Origin of the sequence: Streptomyces sp. NPDC048606 (genome assembly GCF_040650855.1) — a bacterium.
Lineage (GTDB): Bacteria > Actinomycetota > Actinomycetes > Streptomycetales > Streptomycetaceae > Streptomyces.
This window is the reverse complement of the sequence record NZ_JBEZIB010000031.1, coordinates 12,304-35,664: the sequence shown is the minus strand read 5'-3', so window position 1 is coordinate 35,664 and position 23,361 is coordinate 12,304. Positions and strand designations below refer to the sequence as shown.

At 74.3% G+C, this 23,361-nt stretch carries 17 protein-coding genes; 9 read left to right on the top strand and 8 right to left on the bottom strand.

The window, feature by feature from the left end:
* Positions 1-248 precede the first annotated feature (248 nt).
* Complete coding sequence (locus AB0D01_RS28845; protein ID WP_363060261.1) at positions 249-2,525, top strand: MMPL family transporter; 2,277 nt, start codon at positions 249-251, stop codon at positions 2,523-2,525.
* A gap of 103 nt (positions 2,526-2,628) precedes the next feature.
* Here the strand turns inward: AB0D01_RS28845 and AB0D01_RS28840 are convergent, their stop codons facing one another.
* From AB0D01_RS28840 to AB0D01_RS28830, 3 genes are all read right to left on the bottom strand, one after another.
* On the bottom strand, positions 2,629-4,425 hold the full coding sequence (locus AB0D01_RS28840) for an ABC transporter permease/substrate binding protein (protein ID WP_363060259.1): 1,797 nt from the start codon (positions 4,423-4,425) through the stop codon (positions 2,629-2,631).
* Positions 4,425-5,582 (bottom strand): betaine/proline/choline family ABC transporter ATP-binding protein, encoded by a 1,158-nt coding sequence (locus AB0D01_RS28835; RefSeq protein ID WP_363060386.1) that lies wholly within the window; start codon positions 5,580-5,582, stop codon positions 4,425-4,427. Before AB0D01_RS28835 ends, AB0D01_RS28840 begins: the two co-directional genes overlap by 1 nt.
* 176 nt (positions 5,583-5,758) lie before the next feature.
* On the bottom strand, positions 5,759-6,718 hold the full coding sequence (locus AB0D01_RS28830; protein WP_363060257.1) for a SigB/SigF/SigG family RNA polymerase sigma factor: 960 nt from the start codon (positions 6,716-6,718) through the stop codon (positions 5,759-5,761).
* 145 nt (positions 6,719-6,863) lie between these two features.
* On the opposite strand from AB0D01_RS28830, the gene AB0D01_RS28825 reads away from it, so the two are divergent.
* Positions 6,864-7,295 carry a helix-turn-helix domain-containing protein gene (locus AB0D01_RS28825; RefSeq protein WP_363060255.1) on the top strand — a complete coding sequence of 144 codons (432 nt, stop codon included), beginning with the start codon at positions 6,864-6,866 and terminating at the stop codon, positions 7,293-7,295.
* 18 nt (positions 7,296-7,313) lie between these two features.
* Here AB0D01_RS28825 and AB0D01_RS28820 read toward each other — a convergent pair whose 3' ends face one another.
* Both AB0D01_RS28820 and AB0D01_RS28815 read right to left on the bottom strand, forming a co-directional pair.
* On the bottom strand, positions 7,314-8,081 hold the full coding sequence (locus AB0D01_RS28820; protein ID WP_363060253.1) for a GntR family transcriptional regulator: 768 nt from the start codon (positions 8,079-8,081) through the stop codon (positions 7,314-7,316).
* Positions 8,082-8,258: 177 nt separating this feature from the next.
* Complete coding sequence (locus AB0D01_RS28815; protein ID WP_363060251.1) at positions 8,259-9,818, bottom strand: IucA/IucC family protein; 1,560 nt, start codon at positions 9,816-9,818, stop codon at positions 8,259-8,261.
* Between the two features lie 110 nt (positions 9,819-9,928).
* Between AB0D01_RS28815 and AB0D01_RS28810 the strand changes: the two genes are divergently transcribed.
* The 4 genes from AB0D01_RS28810 (at position 9,929) to AB0D01_RS28795 (ending at position 15,535) form a co-directional block, all read left to right on the top strand.
* The gene (locus AB0D01_RS28810; RefSeq protein ID WP_363060384.1) at positions 9,929-11,515 is read left to right on the top strand and encodes an IucA/IucC family protein; all 1,587 of its coding nucleotides are present in this window, start codon (positions 9,929-9,931) and stop codon (positions 11,513-11,515) included.
* Positions 11,516-11,548: 33 nt separating this feature from the next.
* The gene (locus tag AB0D01_RS28805) at positions 11,549-12,202 is read left to right on the top strand and encodes a class I SAM-dependent methyltransferase (RefSeq protein ID WP_363060249.1); all 654 of its coding nucleotides are present in this window, start codon (positions 11,549-11,551) and stop codon (positions 12,200-12,202) included.
* Positions 12,203-12,392: 190 nt separating this feature from the next.
* Positions 12,393-13,952: an FAD-binding oxidoreductase gene (locus AB0D01_RS28800; protein ID WP_363060247.1), complete on the top strand. Its 1,560-nt coding sequence runs from the start codon at positions 12,393-12,395 to the stop codon at positions 13,950-13,952.
* A 191-nt stretch (positions 13,953-14,143) separates the two neighbouring features.
* Positions 14,144-15,535 (top strand): hypothetical protein, encoded by a 1,392-nt coding sequence (locus tag AB0D01_RS28795; RefSeq protein WP_363060245.1) that lies wholly within the window; start codon positions 14,144-14,146, stop codon positions 15,533-15,535.
* Here AB0D01_RS28795 and AB0D01_RS28790 read toward each other — a convergent pair.
* Both AB0D01_RS28790 and AB0D01_RS28785 read right to left on the bottom strand, forming a co-directional pair.
* Positions 15,489-15,884 (bottom strand): hypothetical protein, encoded by a 396-nt coding sequence (locus tag AB0D01_RS28790; protein ID WP_363060243.1) that lies wholly within the window; start codon positions 15,882-15,884, stop codon positions 15,489-15,491. The two genes, AB0D01_RS28795 and AB0D01_RS28790, sit on opposite strands and share 47 nt — an antisense overlap.
* Positions 15,885-15,968: 84 nt before the next feature.
* The gene (locus AB0D01_RS28785) at positions 15,969-16,916 is read right to left on the bottom strand and encodes an AEC family transporter (RefSeq protein WP_363060241.1); all 948 of its coding nucleotides are present in this window, start codon (positions 16,914-16,916) and stop codon (positions 15,969-15,971) included.
* 82 nt (positions 16,917-16,998) lie between these two features.
* On the opposite strand from AB0D01_RS28785, the gene AB0D01_RS28780 reads away from it, so the two are divergent.
* From AB0D01_RS28780 to AB0D01_RS28770, 3 genes are all read left to right on the top strand, one after another.
* On the top strand, positions 16,999-18,501 hold the full coding sequence (locus tag AB0D01_RS28780) for a sensor histidine kinase (RefSeq protein ID WP_363060239.1): 1,503 nt from the start codon (positions 16,999-17,001) through the stop codon (positions 18,499-18,501).
* A complete protein-coding gene (locus AB0D01_RS28775; RefSeq protein WP_363060237.1) occupies positions 18,498-19,178 on the top strand; it encodes a response regulator transcription factor in 681 nt (226 codons plus the stop codon). The genes AB0D01_RS28780 and AB0D01_RS28775 overlap by 4 nt, the downstream gene beginning before the upstream one ends.
* A 103-nt stretch (positions 19,179-19,281) precedes the next feature.
* Positions 19,282-20,022 carry a class I SAM-dependent methyltransferase gene (locus AB0D01_RS28770; protein ID WP_363060235.1) on the top strand — a complete coding sequence of 247 codons (741 nt, stop codon included), beginning with the start codon at positions 19,282-19,284 and terminating at the stop codon, positions 20,020-20,022.
* A gap of 110 nt (positions 20,023-20,132) precedes the next feature.
* Here the strand turns inward: AB0D01_RS28770 and AB0D01_RS28765 are convergent, their stop codons facing one another.
* Positions 20,133-23,261: an FG-GAP-like repeat-containing protein gene (locus AB0D01_RS28765; protein ID WP_363060233.1), complete on the bottom strand. Its 3,129-nt coding sequence runs from the start codon at positions 23,259-23,261 to the stop codon at positions 20,133-20,135.
* Between the last annotated feature and the right edge of the window lie 100 nt (positions 23,262-23,361).

Here is a 23,361-nt window from a genome sequence, read left to right as displayed (position 1 = left end):
CCCTGCCGGTCCTCCCCCGCGGGCCGTCGCCGCCGGGATGTTCCCGGACGGCCGCGCGGCCGGTCTCGTCACTCCATTGTGGCAGGGGGCGAGGCGTCGGGGAGGAGCCCCGGGTCGGGGCCCGGACCAGGACCGGGGTCCTGGTCCGGGGCGGTGTACGGACCGTGGTCCCGGCGGGGAACTCCTCCTGTGCCCGGACGTTTCGCGGCCGGTCCGCTGATGGTCTTGAGAGGTGCCGGGTTGCGCCGGTGGACGACTCACAGACCGGAGGAAAAGTGATCCGCGCCCTGACGGGATGCTCGACGAGGAATCCGTGGAAGGTGATCGCCCTGTGGGCGGTCCTGGGCATCGGGCTGTCCATTCTGGGCCAGGTGTTCGTCTTCCGGGCGACGCAGGCGGGCAACGCCGACTTCCTGCCGAGGAGTTACGACTCCGCCGCCGCGCTGCGGATCGCCGAGCAGAGCTTCGGCACCCGCCCGGACGCCGATCCGCTGACGGTCCTCGTCGCCCGGTCGGACGGGGCGAAGCTGTCCCCGGCCGACGAACGGCGCGTCGAGGAGCTGTCCGGGAAGCTGGGCCGTGACCGGATCACCATGCCGAGGGACCGGGAGGACCCGCCCTTCCTCCAGGACCACTCGCAGGTACCGACGATCGGCGCCGGCATGACCGCGCCGGACCGGTCCTTCCGCCTGCTGTCGGTGGAGTTCGTCGGCAACCCGCAGGATCCGGGGGTCCAGGGCGTCTACCGGGCCTTCCGGGACCACGCCCGGGACGTGTTCCGCGAGGCGGGGCTGCGCACCGGCTTCACCGGCGGGCTCGCGAGCGGCGTGGACACCGCCGATGCCGAGAAGACCCGGACGATGGTGGTCGGCATCGCGATGACGGCCCTGATCGTGCTGCTGCACGTCCTGGTCTTCCGGAGCCTGGCGGCGGCGCTGCTGCCCCTGGTCGCGGTGGCGATCATCGGCGGCGGGGCGGCCGGCGCGGTGATCGGCGCCTCCCTGCTCACCGGGATCGACCTGGCCCCGTCCACCCCGGGGCTGATCAACGTCGTGCTGATCGGCATCGGCGTCGACTACTTCCTCTTCCTGCTGTTCCGCTTCCGCGAACAGCTGCGGCGCCACCCGGAGCAGTCGGGCCGCGAGGCCGCCGCGCTCGTCGCGGGCCGGGTCGGGACGGCCGTCACCTCGGCGGCGCTGACGATCGTCGCCGCGTTCGCCACGCTGGGCATCGCCTCCTTCGGACAGTTCCGGGTGCTCGGTCCGGCCATCGCGGTGGCGGTGCTGGTGATGCTGCTGGGCAGCCTGACGCTGATGCCGGCGCTGCTGGCCGTCACCGGGCGCCGGATGTTCTGGCCCTCGCGCACCCTGCGCACCGCTCCCCGCGAGGGTTCGGCGGGCCGCCTGGGTCGACTGGTGGAGCGGCGTCCGGTGGCGCTGACCCTGGCCTCGGTGGCGGTGCTCGGGGCCCTCGCGGCGGGTCTGGTCGGGATGCGCGTGGACTACGGGCAGGGTGGTGCGGGCGGCGAACGCACCGCGGCCACGGAGACGGCGGCGGAGATCGCCCGCTCCCTGCCCGCCGGTGCCTCCGAACCGGCCGGGGTGTTCGTCCGGGCCACGGACGGGGCGCCGATGACGGAGGGGCGGGTGGCCGCGCTGGCCGGCGCGCTGGCCCGGGTACCGGGCGTGGGTCGGGTCTCCCCCACGGTGATCAGCGAGGATCGCGGGGCCGCCCGCATCGACCTGCTGCTGACGACCGCGCCGGGCACCCAGGAGTCCCGGGACCTGGTCTCCGGACCGGTCCGCGCGGCGGTGCGGGCGAACGGGCCGGCCGGGACCGAGGCCCATGTCGGGGGCACGGCCGCCGTGTTCGCCGACATCGCGGTGGCGGTCGACAAGGACCTCAAGGTGATCTTCCCGGTGGCGGCGGCCCTGATCGGGATCATCCTGCTGGCGCTGTTGCGGAGCCTGCTCGCGCCGGTGGTGCTGATGATCGCGGTCGGGCTCGGATTCGCCGCCACGCTCGGGGCCTCGACCCTGGCGTTCCAGCACGTGCTGGGGCGGCCGGGCGTGGACTTCACCCTGCCGCTGGTGCTGTTCCTCTTCGTGGTGGCGCTGGGCACGGACTACAACATCCTGATCAGCGACCGGATCCGGGAGGAGATGGACCGGCCCGGTTCCGCCCGGGCGGCCGTCGGTCGGGCCGTGCGCCACACCGCCCCGGCGATCGCCACGGCGGGGCTGGTGCTGGCCGCCTCCTTCGGCAGCCTGGCCGTCAGCCCGCAACCCGGTACGCAGCAGGTCGGCTTCGCCACGGCCGTCGGCATCATGCTCTCCGCCTTCGTGCTGTCGATCGTGCTGGTGCCCGCCCTGGCCGCGCTGCTGGGCCGGTCCCTGTGGTGGCCGCTGCGCCCGCGGGCGCGGGACGGTGAGCACCACGCCCACGCCCCGCACCCGGACCCGTACCGGAAGGGGGATCCGGAGCGGAGCCCGGAGTGGAACCCGGAGCGGACGCCGGTCGGCTGAGCCGGGACGACGACGGACCGGTACGACGACGGGCCGGGGCGCGCGGGACCCTCGCGGGGTCCGGCGCGCCCCGGCCCGTCGACCGGTCACGGCTCCTCGCCGGTCACGGCAGGTTCGCGACCTCCGGGTGGTCCTTCAACCAGTCCCGAACGGCCTGCTGCTCCTTGCCCTTGCCGGCCTGCTGGATCTTCGCCTCCAGGCCGGTCAGCCGCTCCTCGTCGAGCTTGAACGAGCGCAGCCAGGAGGCGATCTCGGGCTCGTCGGCGGCGAAGCCCTTGCGGGCCAGGGTGTGGATGCCGTCGCCCTTGCCCCAGACGCCCTTGGGGTCCTCCAGTTTGGTCAGGTCGTAGGAGGAGTACGCCCAGTGCGGGGACCACAGGACGGTCACGACGGGTTCCTTCTTGGCCTGGGCCCGCTGGAGTTCGGCGAGCATGCCGGGGGTGGAGCCGTCGACGACCTGGTACTCGCCCTCCAGGCCGTATTCCTTGAGGACCTTCTCCTTCAGGAGGGACATGGCGCCCGCGCTGGGTTCGATGCCGATGATGCGGCCCTTGAACCGGTCGCCCTTGCCCTTGAGGTCGGCGAGGGAGCGGACGTCCTTCACGTACGAGGGCACGGACAGCTCGATGGAGGTGGGGCCGTACCAGGCGCCGAGGTCGTCCAGCTTGTCGCCGTACTTCTCCCAGTACTGCGCCTGGGTGACGGGCAGCCAGGCGTCGGTCTGGAAGTCGACCTGGCCGCCGGCGAGGCCGGTGAACAGGGCTCCGAGTTCCAGCTGCCGGGCGTCGACCCGAAAGCCCCGCCGCTCCAGCAGTTCCTTCCACAGGAAGGTCGAGGCGATGCCCTCGTCCCAGGGGATGTAGCCGATGCTGACGGTGCGTCCCTTGCCGACGTCCCCCTCCCCGCCCGCGCCGGCGGGCCGGTCGCCGGGGCCGCCGAAGGCGTTCAGGCCGCCGGCGACGAGGGAGAGGACGACGGCGGCGGTGACGGCGTGGGCGGGCTGGGGCCGGTGGTTCCACAGGCGGGCCCGACCGCTCGCGGCGGCCCGCGCGCGGGCCAGGGCGCGGCGGCCGAGGGGGGAGACCTGGCGGCCGAGGGCGCCCGTCATGCGGTCCAGGTACATGGCGAGGACCACGATGGACAGGCCGGCCTCGAAGCCGAGGCCGATGTCGACGCTTCCGATGGCGCGGTAGACGGCTCCGCCGAGGCCTCCGCCGCCGACCATGCCGGCGATGACGACCATGGACAGGCCGAGCATGATGACCTGGTTGACGCCGGCCATGATCGTCGGCAGCGCCAGCGGGAGCTGGACGCGCACGAGGGTCTCGCGGGGGGTCGTGCCGAAGGCGTCGGCCGCCTCGACCAGTTCGGAGTCGACCTGTCGGATGCCGAGTTCGGTCATCCGTACGCCCGGGGGCAGCGAGAAGATGATCGTGGCGATGATGCCGGGGACCACGCCGACGCCGAAGAAGATGATGCCCGGGATGAGGTAGACCATGGCGGGCATGGTCTGCATGAAGTCCAGGACCGGGCGGAGGACGGCGCTGACCCGCTCGGAGCGGGAGGCCCGGATGCCGAGCGGGATCGCGATGGCCAGGGTGACGAGGGTGGAGACCAGGACCAGGGAGAGGGTGGCCATGGCCTCCTCCCACAGGCCCAGGGAGTCCACGAGCGCGAAGCCCGCGAAGGCGAGCAGACCGGCGAGCAGGCCGCGCAGCCACCAGGCGGCGACGGCGAGGATGCCGGCGAAGAGAAGGGGTGCGGGGGCGGACAGGACCGCGTCGACCCCGTCGTAGAGGCCGGCGACGAGGGCGCTGATGGTGTCGAACAGCCAGGACAGGTGTCGCTGGAGGAAGTCGACTCCGCCGTCCACCCAGGCTCCGAGGTGCAGGCGCGGCATCAGTGGGCCACCTCCCGGCGCGACCGGGGACCGGACTCGGGCCGCGGACCGGATTCGAGGGCGGCACCGGAATCGGGGTCGGCACCGGGATCGGGTCGGGGGCCCGGCAGGGAGCAGGCCATCGGGGGCCGTTGTTCGTCGCCGATGAAGGCGACGAGCCGGTCCTGGGGCACGGCGCCGAGGACGGCGCCGTCCTCGGCGGTGACGGCGACCGGGTGCGGGACGCGGGCGCTGACGGCGCACAGTTCGGCGAGCGGGGTGTCCGCGCCGACCGTGGGGCAGCCGCAGGCCGCGACCTCCTCGGGGGCCTCGTCCATGACCGCGTCGGCGGTGAGGACCCGCGAGCGGTCGACGTCCTGGACGAAGGAGGCGACGTAGTCGTCGGCGGGGCGGGTGAGGATCTCCTCGGGGGTGCCCTGCTGGACGACGCGGCCGTCGCGCATGACGGCGACGGTGTCGCCCAGGCGCATGGCCTCGCCGAGGTCGTGGGTGATGAAGACGATGGTCTTGCGCAGGGTCCGCTGGAGTTCGAGGAGCTGGTCCTGCATGTCGCGGCGGATCAGCGGGTCCAGGGCGCTGAAGGACTCGTCCATGAGGAGCAGGTCCGCGTCGGTGGCCAGGGCGCGGGCGAGTCCCACGCGCTGCTGCATGCCGCCGGAGAGTTCGTCGGGCCAGGAGTTCTCCCAGCCGCCGAGCCCGCACAGCGCCAGCGCCTCGGCGGCCCGGCGTTCGCGCTCGGCCCGGGGGACGCCCTGGACCTCCAGACCGTAGGCGGCGTTGGCCAGGACGTCGCGGTGCGGGAACAGCGCGAAGTGCTGGAACACCATGGAGATCCGGGTGGACCGCACGCGGCGCAGTTCGCGCGCGCTCAGGGTGGTGAGGTCCTGCCCGTCGAAGAGGACCCGGCCGGAGGTGGGTTCGAGGAGTCCGTTGAGCATGCGCAGGAGGGTGGACTTGCCGGAGCCCGACAGCCCCATGACGACGAAGATCCGGCCGGGCTCGACGCGGAAGGAGGCGTCGATGACGGCCGCCGTCGTCCCCTCCTCGCGCAGCTCGTCGCGGCTCTTGCCGCCTTCGAGCGCGCGGACCGCGTCCCGCAGCCGGTCGGGTCGTCTTCCGAACACCTTGTAGACGTGTTCGGCCTGGAGCGTGGACACATGCACCTCGCGGGTCGTACCGGGTCCGGGCCGCTGCCGGGGCGGCGGTCCGCGGAGCGGGACGGGATCCGCCCGTCGTGCCGCGTCCGCGGCCTGCCGGCCTGCGGAGTGCGCGGTTCCGCTCCAGCGGCCCGCATGCCCGGCCTTCGCGCGGGCAAACGGCGAGGTGACCCACCTCACGCGGAGAGCGGCGGGCCGTCGTCCAGCATCGAGGCCCGCAGGTGGGCGAGGAGGCGGGTGAGCAGGCGCGAGACCTGCATCTGGGAGATGCCGAGGACGGCGCCGATCTGGGCCTGGGTCAGCTCCTCGCCGAAGCGCATCGAGAGCATGTGCCGCTCGCGGTCGGTGAGGCGTTCCAGCAGCGGGGCGAGGGTCTGGACGTCCTCGACCAGCTCCAGGGCGGGCTCTTCCGCGCCCATGACCTCGGCGAGGGTGTGACCTTCGGCACGGCCGTCGCCCTGTTCGCCGTGCGGGGCGTCGAGGGAGCCGCTGGTGTGCCCGTTGGCGGCGACGAGGCCCTCCACGACCTCCTCGTCGGTGAGGTCGAGGTGCGCGGCGAGGTCGGCGACGGTGGGCGAGCGGTCGAGCCGGACGGTCAGCTCCTCCTTCGCCTTGGCGATGTCGATGCGCAGTTCCTGGAGCCGTCGCGGGACGCGCACGGCCCAGGTGGTGTCACGGAAGTGGCGCTTGATCTCGCCGGTGATGTACGGCATGGCGAGGGTGGAGAACTCGTTCTCGCGGGCCGGGTCGAACCGGTCGATGGCCTTGATCAGGCCGATGGTGCCGACCTGGACGATGTCCTCGATGTCCCCGGCCTCGCCGCGGGCGCGGAAGCGGCGCACGGCGAACTGGACGAGCGAGGCGTTCATCTCGATGAGCGTGTTGCGGACGTACTGGTACTCCGGAGTGCCCTCGTCGAGTGCGCGCAGGCGCAGGAAGAAGACCTTCGACAGCTCGCGGGCATCCGAGGGGGCCACTTCCCGGGGCTCGTCGATCCGCGGCAGGCCGGCCCGGTGGGCCGCGGCCTCGGCGGCGCGACGGGGGGCGGGCAGGGCGGCGACGCGGGGGTCGGCGGTGTCGACGGTGTCACGGGTGTCGGGGTCGACGGTATGGGACAGGGGGGCGGGTACCGGCATGGGGTTCGCTCCTTGGGCTGGTCGGCTTGCGGCGCGGGACCTTGACTCCGGACGACTCTGTACCCCTTCCGCGCATACGTCAAGAAATACAGGAAATGGATTTCACGTCTTGTGTCACAGGAATCACATGACGCAGGATGTCCGCATGGGGAGCACACCGCGCAGACAGAACTGGACATTTCTGACTAACCACGCACGCGTTCTGGTGACGATCGCGCGCGACCCCGCCGTGCGGCTGAGGGACGTCGCGGTGGTGTGCGGACTCACCGAGAGGACGGTCCAGACGATCGTGGCCGACCTGGAGACGGACGGCTACCTGCGGCGCGTGCGCGACGGTCGGCGCAACCGCTACGAGATCTCCCCCGGCGCCGTGTTCCGCCACCCCGCCGAGGCGGGCGTCCAGGTGGCCGGCCTCCTGGCCCTGCTCACCGGCGCGCCCGCCGCCGAACAGCCGGCCGGCTCGACGTCGCGGGCGCCGTACGCGCCGCAGGCGCAGGAGGCGCAGGAGGACGCGCCGGCGCCGCAGGTCCCGACCGGCGCCCCGGCGACCTCGCCCCTCGTCGAGCCGTCGGCGTAGGTCCGCGGGCGCCGCGCCTCAGGTGACGCGGAACCCGATCGTGGCCGGTTCGCGGTGGAAGGTGAGCCGGTCCCAGGTGGGGAAGGCCAGGTCCGTGACGGCGAGCAGCCGGCCGGAGACGTCGTGCAGGGTGCGGCGTACGGACAGCCCGCAGGCGGGGGCCGGCGCGGCGGGGTGGCTCGTGCGGGTCATCGTGATGGTCTCGGCGGTGCGCCCGCGCGCGGTCGCCCGCTCCAGCCAGCGGTGCAGCGGGCGCAGGTCCTCGTCCCGGGCCGCCGCGGCGCGGTCGAGGTAGGGCGCCAGCTCCGGCGCCCCCCGGACCACGCGCGGGCAGAAGTACGTCACCGCGTGCTGGAGCGTCTCGCCGGCCGGGCCGTACGCCCGCTGGTGGTGGACCAGGGTCACCGCCCCGCCGCTCATGCCGAGCAGGGTGGCGAGCGAGGGCGGCACCGTGACGAGGGCGAGCCGGGAGCGGATGGGCACGGCCGGCGCAGCGTACGGGACGGGGCCGTCGGACGCGCTCGGCGAGCGGCGCGGCGCCTCCTCGGCGGCGACCGCGCGGGTGCCGCGGCGGCCGGTGACGATGAGGCCGTCGGCGCGCAGTTGCTGGAGGGCCGCGCGGACGGTCTGCCGGTTGACCCCGTAACGGGCGGCCAGCGTGCGCTCCGAGGGGAGTCGGCCGTCGCAGGCGTGTGCGGCGCGGTCGAGTTCTTCCCGTAGCGCCGCGGCGATCCGCTGGTACTTGGGCATGGCGGCCGGGCCGCCGCCCCGCGAAGGGGAGGGCATGGCTTCTCCTCTGACGGGTGGTCAAGGACTGCGCGGTCTGCCCGACCAACCTAGCATTGGTCTATACCTTTCGGCACGACGTCGGCCCGGACCTGGGGAACCTTGGCCAAATCCCGTTCCCGTCCGCGTCACCCCTCCCCCGCCCGTCCCGACCGTCCCCCACCGGGACGGGCCGGGTCAGAGGGCGTCCGGGCCGCGCAGCGGGTTGGGCAGCGGCAGGTACCGGGCGTCAGCCCCGTCCGCGCGGGTCCACCGCAGCAACAGGTTCGTCTTGGCCGGAAGGGACGGGGCGGACAACAGGGCGGCCACCTCCGGCAGGCCGTGCTCGCGGTCGTAGCGCAGGAACTCCTCGCGCACGGCCGGCCAGACGGAAGCGGCCGTCCGCGGGTGACACTGCGCCAGGGCGCCCGCGACCTCCATCAGGTGGTTGACGACCAGGCAGTACACCAACCGCTGCCAGGCGGCCTCACGCGTACTGTCCCCGGGAAGTTTCACCCCCTCCGCGTCGCGGAAGAGGGCCTGCACCGGCGTCCCCCGGTCGTCGACGGCGACCAGGCAGTTCTGGAGGTGGGCCTCCAGCACCACGCCGTGCCGCGCGAACAGGTCCAGGACCGGAGGGACGACGTGGCCCAGGTACGCCCGCCACCAGGCGGCCGGGTCGGCCGCCTCCGCCAACGGACTGCCGGGGAAGCCCTCGGCGAGCGCCGCGCAGAGCAACGGCCCCGACCCGGGTACGGTCCCCTCGCGCAGGCCGTCGCGGACCAGGACGGCCAGTTCCTCGAAGGCGAAGCCCGCGGTGCGGTAGCCCCGGTCCGAGAGCCACGCCGCCGGCGACCCGGTGCGCCGCCGCAGGTCCGCGAAGCCCGCCACGACGGCGGAGTCGACGCGGCGCAACCGCTCCAGGTCGTGGCGCCACAGCCGGCGGACGTCGTTGGTGATGCGGACGTCGAGGCTGAACTTCGCGAACAGGTCGGCGCCGCCGTCCGCCGCGTACACGGTGCGCACGGAGGCCGTCGGCCACACCGGGAGCCGGGTCGGACCCAGCCGCTTGAGGCGGCCGTCCGCGAAGGCCCCGCGCACTTGCGGCCGGCCGGCGACCAGGTCGAGCTGCCAGGGGTGGGCGGGCAGCAGGACGTACCCGGCGGGCGGGCGGGGGCCGCCGAGGATGCCGGCGAGCGCGTCGACGGCGTCGGCGACGGCCGGGCCGCCCTCCTCCGCGACCTGGTCCTCGCGCAGCGCGAGCAGCTCCAGTGGGAAGCGGGCGTGGGCCTCCGGGGCGTACGGGAGCCAGCTCTTGGCGGGTTCGGCGCCCCGGGCCTTGGGCGCCGGGTGGTGCGGATGCCCCATCACCAGGGCCTGCTCGGACAGGACGTACGGGTCCGCGGGCGGCGTGGCGGCGGCCCGCGCGGCCAGCAGCGCGGCCACGACGTCGCGGCTGTCGGTGATCTCGCCGGGCAGTTCGTCGTTGGGAACGCCGGTGTACCGCAGCAGCTCGTCGTGGACCAGGGCGACCAGCCCGGCGTGGTCGAGCCCGTGCCAGCTCCCGTCCTCCGCCCGCAGCCGCGGGTCCGCCGGACGGCGCCCACCGCTGACCCGCAGCAGACGGCCGCTGCCGCGCAGTCGGTACGTCCGCCCGTCCTCGGGGTCCGCGGCCTCCCTCAACAGGCAGTTCAGCAGGGGGGCGGCGGCGTGGGCATCGGCGTCGGCGAGGGGGTGCACTGGTTCCATTCGGTCCATCCGGAGTGCCGGAGGCGCGTGAGGCGGACCACCGGTCGTGATCTTCAGTATCCGCGATGATGACCTGATCATCAGGTCATCAGGCAAAGCGATCCGAAAGGAATGGGACCCTGGACGGCAGCACGCACGCCCCCGACTCCGGCCCCGCCGGCCACCGCCCCGTCACCGCGGCCGAGGAGGCCGTCGCCGTCGCGCTGGCCGACGTACGGCCCGCGCTCACAGCGGCCTACGAGGCCCGCCTGGACGGCGCGCGGGCCGCCGTGCTGACCCGGCTGTGGCGGGCGCTGGCCTTCGAACCGTTGCCGTGGATCGCGCGCCGGGAGCACGGGCCCGGCAGGCTCACCCTCTCGCTCGCCGACGGCCGCCGCCTGGAGGGACCCGCCGCGGACCCGTACGCGACCGACGCGTACGTGCGCGAGGTGTCGCTCGACGGCCGGACGCACCGGCAGGCGGCCCGTCTCGTGGAGGCGCTCGGCGTACCCCACGGCGCCGCCTTCGCCGCCGAGTTGGACGACAGCACCGCCTCGCTCGCGCTCTCGCGCGCGGACGCGTACGCCCCGGACGCGCGGGGGCCGGGTCGGGAACCGGACACCACTTGGGAGTGGGAGCAGCGGGTGGTGGACGGCCATCCCTACCACCCCAACTGCCGCTCCCGTCCCGGCTTCTCCGTGGCCGAGCAGTTGGCGTACGCGCCGGAGCACCGGCCGGTCGTGACCCTCCCCACGGTGTCCGTCGCCGCCCGCGAGTGCCTGGTCGGCGGGGACTGGCCGGACCGGCTGCGCGAAGGGGACCGGATCCTAATCCCCGTGCACCCCTGGCAGGCCGAGCACGTCCTCAAGGGCGATGCCGTCGGTGGCGACCGGGGTCGGGAGGGGATCGCGGCGCACCCGCTGATGGCGCTGCGCACCCTCGCCCCAGTCTCTGGCGGCCCCCACGTGAAGACGGCGCTCAGCACCCGGCTGACCTCCTCCGTCCGGGACATCTCCGGCTACTCCATCGAAACGGCGGCCGTGGTCTCGGCCTTCGCGCAGTCGCTGGGCGAGCGGCTGGAGGGCCGCCTGCACATCACCCGCACCCTGGGCGCGGTCACCGCGCACAGCCCCGACCTGGCGGCGGTGCTGCGCGAGCCGCCGGAGGCGTACGCGGGCCCGGGCGAGCGGGTGGTGCCGGTGGCGGCGCTGGCCGGTACGGAGGCGGCCCGGTCGGCGTCCTGGCGGGCCGAGTTCGCCCGGCTCGCCCTGTCCGTGTGCCTGCGGGCGCTCGACCTCGGGGTGGCCCTGGAGGCGCACGGGCAGAACCTGCTGGTGGTCCTGGCCCCCGACGGCCGGCCCGTGCGGCTGGTCTACCGGGACCTCGCCGACATCCGGATCAGCCCGGCCCGCCTGGCCCGGCACGGTCTGGCGGTCCCGCCCCTGACGGGCCGGCTGGTCACCGACGACGAGACCGTGCTGCGGCGCAAGCTCTTCGGTTCGCTGGCGGCCGGCGCGCTCGCCTCGACCGCCGGTTCCTCGGCGGCCTTCGCCGAGGACCTGGAGGCGGCGCTGGACGGCCTCGCGCCCACCGCCGACCGCGCGGCGCTGCGCTCCGGCCCCCTCCCGGTGAAGGCGCTGACCCTGATGCGGCTGAGTCCGGGCGTGCCGGGCGACCAGTGGGCCGACCTGCCCCGTCCGTCGACAGGAGACCGAATCGGGGGGTGAGCCGGCCCGTCGGGCGGGCTACTGTTCAGGGGCATGACAGAGACCTCGCGCCTGAGCGCCGTCCGGGCCTCCTACGACGCCGTCGCCCTCGACTACGCCCGCCGGCTGAGCGGGGAACTGGCGGCCAGACCGCTGGAGCGGGCGATGCTGGGCGCGTTCGCCGAGTCCGTACGCGGCGCCGGCGGCGGGGCGGTGGCCGACCTCGGCTGCGGCCCCGGCAGGGTGACCGCGCACCTGGCCGGCCTCGGCGTACGCGCCTTCGGGGTGGACCTGTCGCCCGCCATGGTGGCGGTGGCCCGGCGCGACCATCCGGGACTGCGGTTCGAGGTGGGCCGGATGGCACCGCTGGACATGGCGGACGGGGTGCTCGGCGGGGTCGTGGCCTGGCACTCCACCGCGCACACCCCGCCGGGGGACCTGCCGGACCTCTTCGCCGAGTTCGCCCGCGTCCTGCGGCCCGACGGGCACGCGCTGATCGCCTTCGAGGCCGGGGAGGGCCGGCGCAGGCTGGAGCACGCCTACGGCCGTCCGGTCGACCTCGACGTGTACGCCACCCCGCCCGACCTGGTGGCCGCGCTGCTGGAGCGGACGGGCCTGACGGAGGTGGCCCGCATGGTCCGCCGGCCGCTGGACGACGAACCGCACCCGCGGGGGTTCCTGATGTTCCGCAAACCGCCCGCGCCGTAGGTCGGGCCGGGGCGGACCGGGACCGGACGGGGGTGTGCGCCGTTCCGGGCACGGCCGTTCGGGGCGCGGTCGTTCGAGGCGTGCGCGTTCGAGGCCGTGCCCGTTCGAGGCGTGCGCCGTTCGGGGGGCAGCGGGGCGCGGGCGGGCCCGCCTTCGCCGGGATCGGGCCGGGCGGTGGCAGGAAGGAAGGATGAGCCTTCCCCGCCGCCGGTTCCTCGCCGGAGCCGGAGCGGGCGCCGCCGCCCTGCTCACCACCGGGGCGCGCGCCCGCTCCGCCGCCGACTTCGGCGCGCTCGCCCGCGCGGTCGACGGCCGCGTCGTGCTCCCGGCCGACCGGGACTACCCGGAGGCCCGCAGGCTGTTCCAGCCCCGCTTCGACTCCGTCCGGCCCGGGGCCGTGGCCTATCCCGCGCACGCCGGGGACGTGGCCGTCTGCCTGGAGTTCGCCCGCCGCGCCGCCGTCCCCGTCGTTCCGCGCGGCGGCGGCCACAGCTACCCGGGCTGGTCCACCGTGGAGGCCGGGCTCGTGATCGACACCGGGGCCATGGCCGGGGTGACGGTCGAGGGGGACGGCGTACGGGTCGGCGCGGGGGCCCGGCTGGCCGACGTGCACGGGGTCCTCGCCGGACGCGGCCTGGGACTGCCCGCCGGACTGTGCCCCTCGGTCGGCATCGCCGGGCTGGCCCTCGGCGGCGGCCTCGGCATCGCCTCCCGGGCCCACGGGACCACCTCCGACCGGCTCACCGGCGCCCGCGTGGTCACCGCCGACGCGCTGGTGCGCGAGGTCGACGCGGACCACGACCCCGCCCTCTACTGGGCGCTGCGCGGCGGCGGGGGCGGCAACTTCGGGGTGGTGACGGAGTTCCGCTTCCGTACCCACCCGGTGTCCGAGGCCGCGTTCGCGGAGCTGCACTGGTCCGACGGCGACTCCCCGGCGGTGCTGCGCGGCTGGCAGCGGTGGCTGGCCGGGCTGCCGGACCCGTTCTGGAGCCAGGTGGAGTTCACCTCCGAGTCCGGCTCCGGGCCCGGGCCCGGGCAGGGGCGGGGGCGGGGGCGGGGCGGGGGCGCGGTCCCGGCCGTCCGCGTCCTGTCCCTGGACGGGCGCGGGGAGCTGGAGCGGGAACTGGCCCGGCTGACCGGGCTCGTGGCCCGCGAGCCCCGGGACGCGTGGGTCGTCGTACGCGGCTACGGGGACACCGTCCGGGCCATGGCGGGCTGCTCCGGCTCGGACGACGCCGCCTGTCGGCTGCCGGGGCGCCTGCCCGGTCGTGACCCGCGGGGCACTCTGACCCGTGACTCCTACGCCGCGCGCAGCGACTTCTGGGGCGGGGCCGGGTTGCCGGACGCGGCGATCGAGGTCGTGCTGGACGCCGTCGCGCGGCACGCCCGGGCCGTACCGCGCGGCGGGCGCGGGGTGGTGCAGTTCGACGGGGTGTGCGGGGGCGCCGTGAACCGGGTGCCCGCGACGGCCACCGCGTTCGCGCACCGCGACAGCGCCTTCCTGGCCCAGTACCTCGTCTACTGGCCGGAGTCGGCGCCGGCCCCGGACGTGGCCCGGCACCGGGCCTGGTTGGACGGCCTCTGGCGGGATCTGCGGCCCTGGGCGGGCGGCAGCGCCTACCAGAACTACGCCGACCCGCTGCTCACCGGCTGGCGCGAGGCCTACTACGGGCCGAACCTCGCCCGGCTGGAGGAGGTCCGCCGGACCCACGACCCCGACCGGCTCTTCCGCTTCCCCCAGGCCGTCTAGGCCGTGGCCGTCGAACGGGGCCGCACGGGCCTCGGGGCGCACCGGCGGGCCGAAGAAGCCGCCGCGGAGGCCGCCGCCGAGGAGCGCGGGCGACCGACGAGGACGCCGCGCGGCGCTGCGCAGGGCCTCGTGGGCCCGATCTGATCCGGAAGAGACACGACCCAGTCCCCCGACCCGAACTGGAGCCAGACATGCGACCCACGTCGATGGTGGCGGCCGCCGTGGCCGCCACCGCGCTGCTGCTGCCGGGCGGCTCCCTGCCCGTCGCGCGGGCGAGCGGTGCGGAGGCGGCCGTCGAGCACTGGACCGCGCGGGATGCCGCCGCGTTCTGGACGCCGGAGCGGATGGCCGCCGCGATCCCGCTCCCCGACCCGCCGCCCCCCGCGTCGGTGCCCGTACCGGCGGCGGACCCGCAAGCGGGGCCCCTCCCGGAGGCCGCACCGGACGCGGGACCCGACGCCGTCCCCGCCGCGGATCCCGCCGCTGCCACGGACCCGGCCGCGGGGGCCCTCCCGGAGGCCGCCCCGTCGCCCGCCACGGACGCGGCGGCAGCCCCTGCGGCGGAACCGGCGCCGGACCCGGCGGCCGGACCGCGGTCGTCGCCGACCCCGGCCGCCGCCCCGACCCCCGGCACGGGCCCCGGCACCGGGCCGGCCGCCGTGCCCCCGCTCACGACGCCGCCCACCGACGCCGCCCCCCTCGCGCCCCTCCCCGCGAGCCCCGCGCCCCACGCCGGGCCCACGGTCCCCGGCGTCCCGGCTCCCCCGACGGCCCCGCCGGCGCCCGGCACGGCTCCCACCCCTCCCGGCATCCCGTCGCCCGCCCCCCGACCGGTACGCCCGCCGGCGCTCCCCGCGTCCGCGGGCACCGGTCGCGACTTCGGCGGGGTCCCGGCCGTCGGCCGGATGTTCGTGATGAAGGGATCCGGCGCCTACTTCTGCACCGCGAGCGTGGTGTCCTCCGCCGGCCGCGACCTGGTGATCAGCGCCGCGCACTGCCTCCTGGGCTCGAACACCCGTCAGATCGCCTTCGTACCGCGCTACACGCGGGCCAAACCCCAGCCCTACGGCCTCTTCCCGGTGCTGCGCGACGCCGCCGGCCGCTCCAGGGTGTGGATCCACCAGCGGTACCGCACCCAGGGGGCCGAGAAGGCGGCCACCCTGGACGTGGCGTTCGCGCGGGTCGGCCCGAACTCCGCCGGCAAGGCCGTCGAGAAGGTCGTCGGCGGCAACCGGCTCGTCACCGGGGCGACGTTCGCGCACCCGCAAGTCACCCTGATCGGATACCCGTCCTCCGCGGCCCGTCCCCGGATCTGCGTGAACCGGACGACCAAGTTCACCAGCAAGGACGTGAAGAGCCCCGGATCGTTCCTGCGCATCAACTGCACCGGCTACCCGGGCGGCACCAGCGGCGGGCCCTTCCTGGTCCGCTACGACGCGAAGCGCGGGACGGGGGACGTCGTCGGCGTCATCGGGGGCTGGAAGACCGGCGGGCCGACGCCGGACACCTCGTACAGCTCCTACTTCGGGGCCGAGGTCAGGAAGCTGTATCAGGCTGCGGTCGCCGGGGCGCGGGTGGGGTGAGCACGCGCACCCAGCGGGTGCGGCGCGGGTTGCCCACCGTGCGCGGGGTCGTGGGGAGTTCGTCGACGGTCAGCGGGTCGGGCGGCGACAGCTCCAGCTGGCGGCGCAGGTCGGCCAGCGCCGCGTGGACGGGGGCGAGGATGACCTCGGCGCGGGGGTGGATGTGGGCGAGGGCGTGCGCGGTGGTCTCGATCGACTCGGCGGCGTCCTCGGCGGCGGTACGGCTCCACCCGCCGGGGCGACCGCCGCCCCAGGGGACGACGGCGTCGTAGAGGTGGCAGGCGGCGTCGGCCGAGGCGTCGGCCCGTTCGGCGACGCCCGGCGCCGCGATGGTCGGCAGCAGCTCCATGACCCGGTCAACGAGCGGAGCCCGCCGGAGGAACGAGCCGGGGCCGTGAATCGGCACGCCGTCCGCGGGCGTGCGCGCGCGGGCTCACGCCGCCACGGTCTGCAACCACAGCGGGAGCAGCAGGAGGGACACCAGCGAACTCTTGATCACGATCGACGCGGAGAGGTCGACGCCGACGTCGTAGCGCTGGGCGAAGACGAACAGGTTCTGCGGGGTCGGCATGGCCGCGATCAGGACGAGGTAGGCGAGCCAGTGGCCCCGGACGCCGAGCAGGGGCCCGCACACGGCCCAGGCCAACAGCGGGAAGGCCACGCACTTGAAGGCGATCAGGGCCATCTCCTCGCGGCTGGTTCCCCGCAGGCGCAGACCCACGGCGCCGAGGTGCAGCCCGAGGGCGAACAGGGCGACGGGCGAGGCGCTGTCGCCGACGAAGGCGGCGGCGTCGAGCGCCACCGACGGGACGGGCACCGTCAGGAGGTTGAGCAGGATGCCCGCGTTGCAGGCGAGGACGAGCGGGGTGGCGAGGGAGGAGCGCAGGGCCCGGCCGAGGCGGGCGGCGGGCCTGCCCGGGGCGGGGTCGGCACGGCCCAGTTCCATCACGGCGATGACGACGAGGGACAGGACGCAGACCTGGAACAGCAGGATCGGGAAGATCGGGGCGGCCGTGCCGAAGACGGTGATGAAGACGGGAACGGCGAAGTAGGCGGTGTTCACCTGGACGCCCGCCATCACCCGCAGGGCGACGGCCCGGGGGTCGCGCACCCCGTGGGCGGCGGCGCCGAGGGCCACCAGGAGCACGGCGAGGCCGGCGGCGACCGCGTAGCCGCCGACGGCGCGCCAGTCGAAGAGGGCGCCGAGGTCGGCGGTGTAGATGTTGCCGAAGAGGTAGCAGGGGACGGCGAAGAGGAAGGCGTAGTCGGCGAAGGCCTTGGAGGCCTCGGCCGGGACGGCCTTGCGGCGGGCGAGCAGGACGCCGCCGCCGAACGCCAACAGGACCGGCACCAGCTTTTCGAGTGCCGCCGCCCCGCCCATGCGTACCCGCTCCCCCTGATCGACCGCGTGCAGCCTATCCGTCCGCCGCGAACGGGCGTCCGGCGCATAGGCTGGACCGATCATGAGCCTGAAAGCGCGTGCCTCCCGGACCCGTACCTCCCTGCGGGCGCGTCTGTCCCGCGCGGCGCCCGCCTCCGACGGGCCCGACGAGCCCGGCGAGGCCCGGGCGGCGGACCGGACCGGGCGGCTGAAGCGACCGAAGGGGCCGAAGGGGCGGACCGGGCCGGAGCGCTCGAAGGCCTCGGAGCGCCCCGGGACCCTCGCCCAGCTCGCCATCGCGCTGCGCTCGCCCGGCCGGCCCGGGGAGCCGCTGTTGGCCCGGGCTCCGAAGCGGTGGCAGCGGCTGCTGCCGTTCGCGGTGGTCGCCCTCTTCGTCGTGACGCTGCTGCCGGTCACGATCGCGGTGCTGACCGACGACTACGGCCTGGGCGGCGGCTGGGCCGGCGCCCTGGGCGTGGCCCAGACGGTGCCGCTGCTGCTGGCCGTCACCCGGCCCGTGCCGGCCTGGGCGATGGTGCTCGGCGCCGACGTGCTCGGGGCGGTGCTGCTGACCGGCGCGGACCGGACGGCCGACCACGCCTGGCCGTGGACCCCGATGGTGGTCGTCGGCTACCAGGTGCTGATGATCTGTCTGGGGCTGCGCGAGTCCATCGGCACCCTCGTGCGGGTGTGGCTCGCCACCGGCGCCGTCGGCGTGGTCCTCGGCTTCTTCCAGCCCGCCGGGGTGACCAACACCGTGGCGCTGCTGTTCGTGCTGAGCGGCGCGCTCCTGGCGGTGACGGGGGCGCTGCGGGGCCTGGGCGACGCCCGCCAGCGCGTCGTCGAGCAGCGCGGCATCAGCGAGGCGGAACGGGCGCGGCGCACCCTGCTGGAGGAACGGGCGCGCATCGCCCGGGAGTTGCACGACGTCGTGGCGCACCACATGTCCGTGATCACGGTGCAGGCCGACTCCGCGCCGTACCGGCTGCCGGGCATGGAGGAGCCGGTGCGAGAGGAGTTCGCGGCCATCGCGGCGAGCGCGCGCGAGTCCCTGGCGGAGATGAGGCGGCTGCTGACGGTGCTGCGCGGCGACGGGTCCGACGGCGCGGACGGCGGATCGGGCGAACGGGCCCCGCAGCCGGGCATCGACCGGATCCAGCAACTGGTGGAGGCGACCGTACGGGCGGGGCTGCCGGTGGAGTCGTCCCTGGCGGCGGGGGTCGCGGACGGGGTGCCCCCGGCCGTGGACCTGTCGGCGTACCGGATCGTGCAGGAGGCGCTGGCGAACGTGGTGCGCCACGCGCCGGGGGCGCGGACGCGGGTGTCGGTGACGCGTTCCGTCGAGGAGGCGGAGGTCCTCGTGCTGGTGGTCAACGGACCCGCGCGGGACGAGGTGGTGGCGTTGGAGGCCTCGGGGACCGGGCACGGTCTGGTGGGCATGCGCGAACGCGTACGGTTGACCGGCGGGACGCTGGACACCGGCCCGCTGCCCGACGGCGGCTTCCGGGTGGCGGCCCGACTGCCCCTGGACGCGGCCGCCGGGGCCCCTGGCCCGCACACCGACCCGAGCGAGGAACCGAGTTGACCATCCGCGTGATCATCGTCGACGACCAGGCCATGGTGCGGGCGGGGTTCGCCGCCCTGCTGTCGGCGCAGCCGGACATCGACGTGGTGGGCGAGGCCCCCGACGGCCGCGAGGGGGTGCGGGTCTCGCGGACCGCGCACCCGGACGTGGTGTTGATGGACGTACGGATGCCCGAGCTCGACGGCCTCTCGGCGGCGCGCGAGCTGCTCGACCCGCCGCCGGGGGTGGTGCACCGGCCGAAGGTGCTGATGCTGACCACCTTCGACATCGACGACTACGTCTACGAGGCGCTGCGCGCCGGCGCCTCGGGCTTCCTCCTCAAGGACGCCCCGCCGGCCGACCTGATCGCCGCCGTGCGGATCGTCGCGTCCGGCGAGGCGCTGCTGGCCCCGTCGGTGACCCGCCGGCTGATCGCGGACTTCGTACGGCAGCGTCCGGCGCCGCGCAAGGACCCCTCGCTGCGCCTGAACGGGCTGACGCCCCGCGAGACCGAGGTCCTCGAACTGATCGCGCGCGGCCTGTCGAACCAGGAGATCGCCGCCCACCTGGTGCTGGCGGAGCAGACGGTGAAGACGCACATCGGCCGGGTGCTGGGCAAGCTGGACCTGCGCGACCGGGCACAGGCGGTGATCTTCGCGTACGAGGCGGGCCTGGTCCGCCCGGGCGACACCCCCTGACGCACCGCCACCGCCACCGCCACCGCCCGGTTCGCCGGCCGGAGGTCGGGGAGCACCCGAATTGCGTCGACAGCGGGCTCGGGACCGGGCACAGTGTCCACCCGTGACGAGCAGTGAACTGTGGACCCGCGCGACCGCCGACCGCTACGACGCCGAGGAGGCCGAGGCCTCCTCGGCCGCCGTTCTCGGACCGACCCTCGACTTCCTCACCGCGCTCGCCGGAGACGGCCGGGCGCTGGAGTTCGCCATCGGAACGGGACGGGTGGGAATCCCGCTCCGGAAACGCGGCGTGCCGGTGGTGGGCATCGAACTGTCCGAGCACATGGCGGCGGTGCTGCGGCGCAAGGTCGACGAAGGCGTCCTCCCGGTGGTCATCGGGGACATGGCCACCACCGCGGTTCCCGGCGCCTTCAGCCTGGTCTACCTCGTCTACAACACGATCACGAACCTGCTCACGCAGGACGAGCAGGTCGAGTGTTTCCGCAACGCCGCACGGCATCTGGAGCCCGGCGGCCGGTTCGTCGTCGAGCTGGGCGTGCCGCCGCTGCGGCTCCTGCCGCCCGGCCAGGTCGCGGTGCCGTTCGACGTCTCCGAGCGGCATCTCGGCTTCGACACCTTCGACCTCGTCGAGCAGGTGCTCGTCTCGCACCACTTCACGCGCGACGGCGACGACGGCCGCTACCGCCGCGAGAACTCCCGGCACCGCTACGCCTGGCCGGCCGAACTCGACCTGATGGCGCGGCTCGCCGGACTCGAACCGGAACGTCGCGTCGCGGACTGGGACGGCTCCCCGTTCACCCAGGACAGCGCCAAGCACATCTCCGTGTGGCGCAAGCCGGCCTGAGCGGGTTCCGGTTCGCGTACGTCACCACCACGGTCCGCGGACCGTGCCCGACAAACGACGTTGCCCGGCCCCGCTGGTTCGGGGCCGGGCAACGCCTTGTGGAGTGGTGGTCATCCGATGGTGCGGAAGGTCTTCCAGTCGTCTTCCTCGACGCGCCAGCCGTTGGCGATGGTGCTGCGGCCTCCGTGGTAGAGGTGCAGGGTGCCGTCGTTGCGGGTCAGGTACAGGTCGGGGATGCCGTCGTTGTTGACGTCGGGGGTGCCGCGCAGGAGGGGCCAGGTGGCGCTGTCCCAGCCGGTGGTGGCGTAGGTGAGGTCCTTGCCATCGGCGGAGTTGACGGCGAGGGCGATGGAGTTGAGGTCGACGCCGCCGTTGGCGCCGGGCTTGCCGCGGCGCAGGGCCAGGCCGCGTTCGGGGCTGGAGTCGTCGCGGAAGAGGAGGTCGGGTACTCCGTCGCCGCTGATGTCACGGACGTTGACGATGTCGCGCGAGGTCCAGCTGGTGGCGGAGAGCTGTCGGGCTTCGGTGATGGTGGCACCGCTGTAGCCGGTGAGGACCCACAGGGCGTCGCCGGCGGTGGCGAAGAGCTCCTCGGAGTTGTCGCCGTTGACGTCCTGGACGACGACGATCTGGGTGAACGTCGCCGGATCCGGGGCGCCGGCGGGCAGGAGGACCTCGGTGCGGCGGCTGATGTCGAAGCGGCCGTTGCCGTCGCCCTGGTAGACGTACAGCTTGCCGTCGGGCATGCGGGCGATCAGGTCGGTGATGCCGTCACCGGGGTACCAGTCGGTGGAGTGCGAGATGAGGGCGCTGCGACCGTTGGCGTCCTTGAAGTAGCCGGCCGGGGCGGGCTTGCCGTTGTCGGTGGCGGCGGGCATCCAGGCGTCGACGTCGCCGACGGCGTCGGCGGGGTAGACGCGCAGGTCGCCGGCGCCGTCGACGGCGAGGATGTCGGCCTTGCCGTCTCCGGTGACGTCGCCGGCGCCGTCGAGGCCGGGGCGGGGGCGGACGTAGAAGGTGTAGGTGAAGGGGACCGAGACATTGCCGGCCTTGTTGACGATGCGGACGTAGAAGATGTTCGGGCCCGCGTTGTCGGGGTTCACGTCGACGGTGACGGTGTCCTGGCCTGCGGCGGGGACGGCCTTCTGGTCGTAGACGGGGTGGTTCAGCGACCACTGGAACTCGCGGATGTCGGCCGGGTTGGTGCCGCCCGCGATGACGGTGATCTTGCCGGGGCCGAGGGTGTTCTTGCTCCACTCGGCGCCGTCCGGGCCGGGCGCCGGGAAGTCCTCGGAGCGGATGGTCGGCGCGGTGGGCTGGGTGTGGTCGACGGTGAAGGTGCAGGGCTTGTCGGTGCCGGCAGGGCCCTCGGGTGAGCGGGCGCCGTCGTGGTCGATGCTGACGGCCGCCCACGAGTAGGCGTCGTTCGCCGTGAACAGCTCCCACTTCAGGGTGGTGCGGGCGACGCCGTAGCTGTCGGGGGTGACCTCCTGGTCGAAGAGGACCTTGCCGTCCCGTACGCGCCACATGCGCATCTGGACGGCGCGCAGGTTGCCGTCGCCGTCGCGGCCCTGGACCTCGAACATGACGTCGGACTTGCCGACCTTGTTGAACGGGGCGTCGGTCACGCACAGGCCACCGGGGACGGTGTCCATGCCGGCCAGGGTGGGCTCGTCGGGGGCCTTGTTGTACTCGACCTCGATGTACGGGGCGCTCTCGCCGTTGGCCTGGAACTTCTTCCAGTAGCTGGGGTCGCTCTCGTTGGGGGAGCGAAAGCCCAGGGTCAGGTTCTGCCAGGCGCCGCGGGCGCCCTCCTCGACGGTGGACTTGATGTCGATGCCGACCCAGGCGTCGGGGCAGGCGCTCTTGGAGCCGTGATTGGTGGTGGCGCCGGCGATCCGCTTGCCCCAGAAGCCGCCGGTGTTGTTCCACGTGCTGGAACTGGTGATCAACGGAGTGTGGTAGACGTCGAACGGCCGCGCCTCACAGCCCCAGTTGTACGTCTGCAGGGCACGCAGGTGCGCCGAGCGGATCTGGGTGCCGTGGATCTGGCTGCCGAAGTCGAAGATGAACGCCGACCGCGAGGTGCCGTACGTGGTGGTCTCGTAGCCGACGCGGGCCTCGGGGGTGCCGGAGCCGCTGTTGTAGTTCTGCCCGTTCCAGAAGCTGGAGCCGGCCTCCGTCTTGTAGAGGGTGGTCCAGTTCTGCTTGTGTCCCTTGAAGGAGGGGTCGATGAAGACGGGGTAGACGGTGTCCGCGTCCTCCAGCAGCTGCGTGTTCGGCTTGACGGTCAGGACGTTCTCGGCAGACAACTCGGCCCCGGCGGCCTTCGCGTGGTTGCCCTCGGCCCCGTTGAGACCGGGCAGCGCCAGCGTGGGGTGGTCCTTCGCCTCGGGCGCCGGCTTAGCTTGTGCCTCGCCCTCCGTGACGGCGACCTTGCCCGCCGAGTCCCACATGTACGGAGTCGGGGAACCGGCGACCTCCTCGCCCTTCGCGTCGCGGGCACTGACGGAACGGGACTCCCCGTCGAGGTGGAAGGTCAGGTCCGGAGAGGAGAGCCGGTAGTCCAACCGGCCGAGCAGCGGATCGGAGGCCGCCTGCTTGTCCTTGACCACCAGGACGTGCGTGTAGCCGCCGTCCTGAGCGGTCATCACCAGGTCGATGCCGGGGCGGACGTTCTCGTACAGGGCCCGCGGGCCGGAAATCACCGGCGCGGGCAGCGGCCCGGGCCAACCCACCACAAGCTCGTGACCGTCCAGATTCAGCCGCACGAGGTCACTCCACTGCGGTACCGGACCATCCGCCTTCACCGCGGCTGGTTGCACCAGCGAGACGCGGGAGACACCACGCGAGGCCCGCTCCCCGCCCCCACCGGCGGCGGCAGACTGCGCCTGGGTGCCCGCGCTGAACACCACGCGCCCGTTCACGGCCTTCGGAGCGAAACCACCCTCCACCCGCTCCAGGGTGGTGTCGATCGGCTTCCACTGATCGCCGACCTTCGCCCGGGTCGCCACGCTCGACACCCGCAACTTGAACACACCGTTCGGCTGCGCCCAAGTGGTGGTGTGCGCGCTCGCCTCCGAGGTCACCTCGACCTCCCGCCCGGTTTCCTTCGCCTGCCTGCGTGCCTCGGTGGCGTCCACCGGGCCCTGGGCCGCATCGGCCTTGGGTACGGGACGCTCCCCGGCCGACGTACGACGGTCGTCGTGAGTGAGGGCCACCGGCACGGCGACCGCCACCGCGAGCAGTGCCGCAACGCCCCCCAGGGCGCGGCGCCGCCGGTACCACCGACGCGGAACGCTTTTCCCGCCAACTGGCTCTTTTTCGAAGGATGGTTGT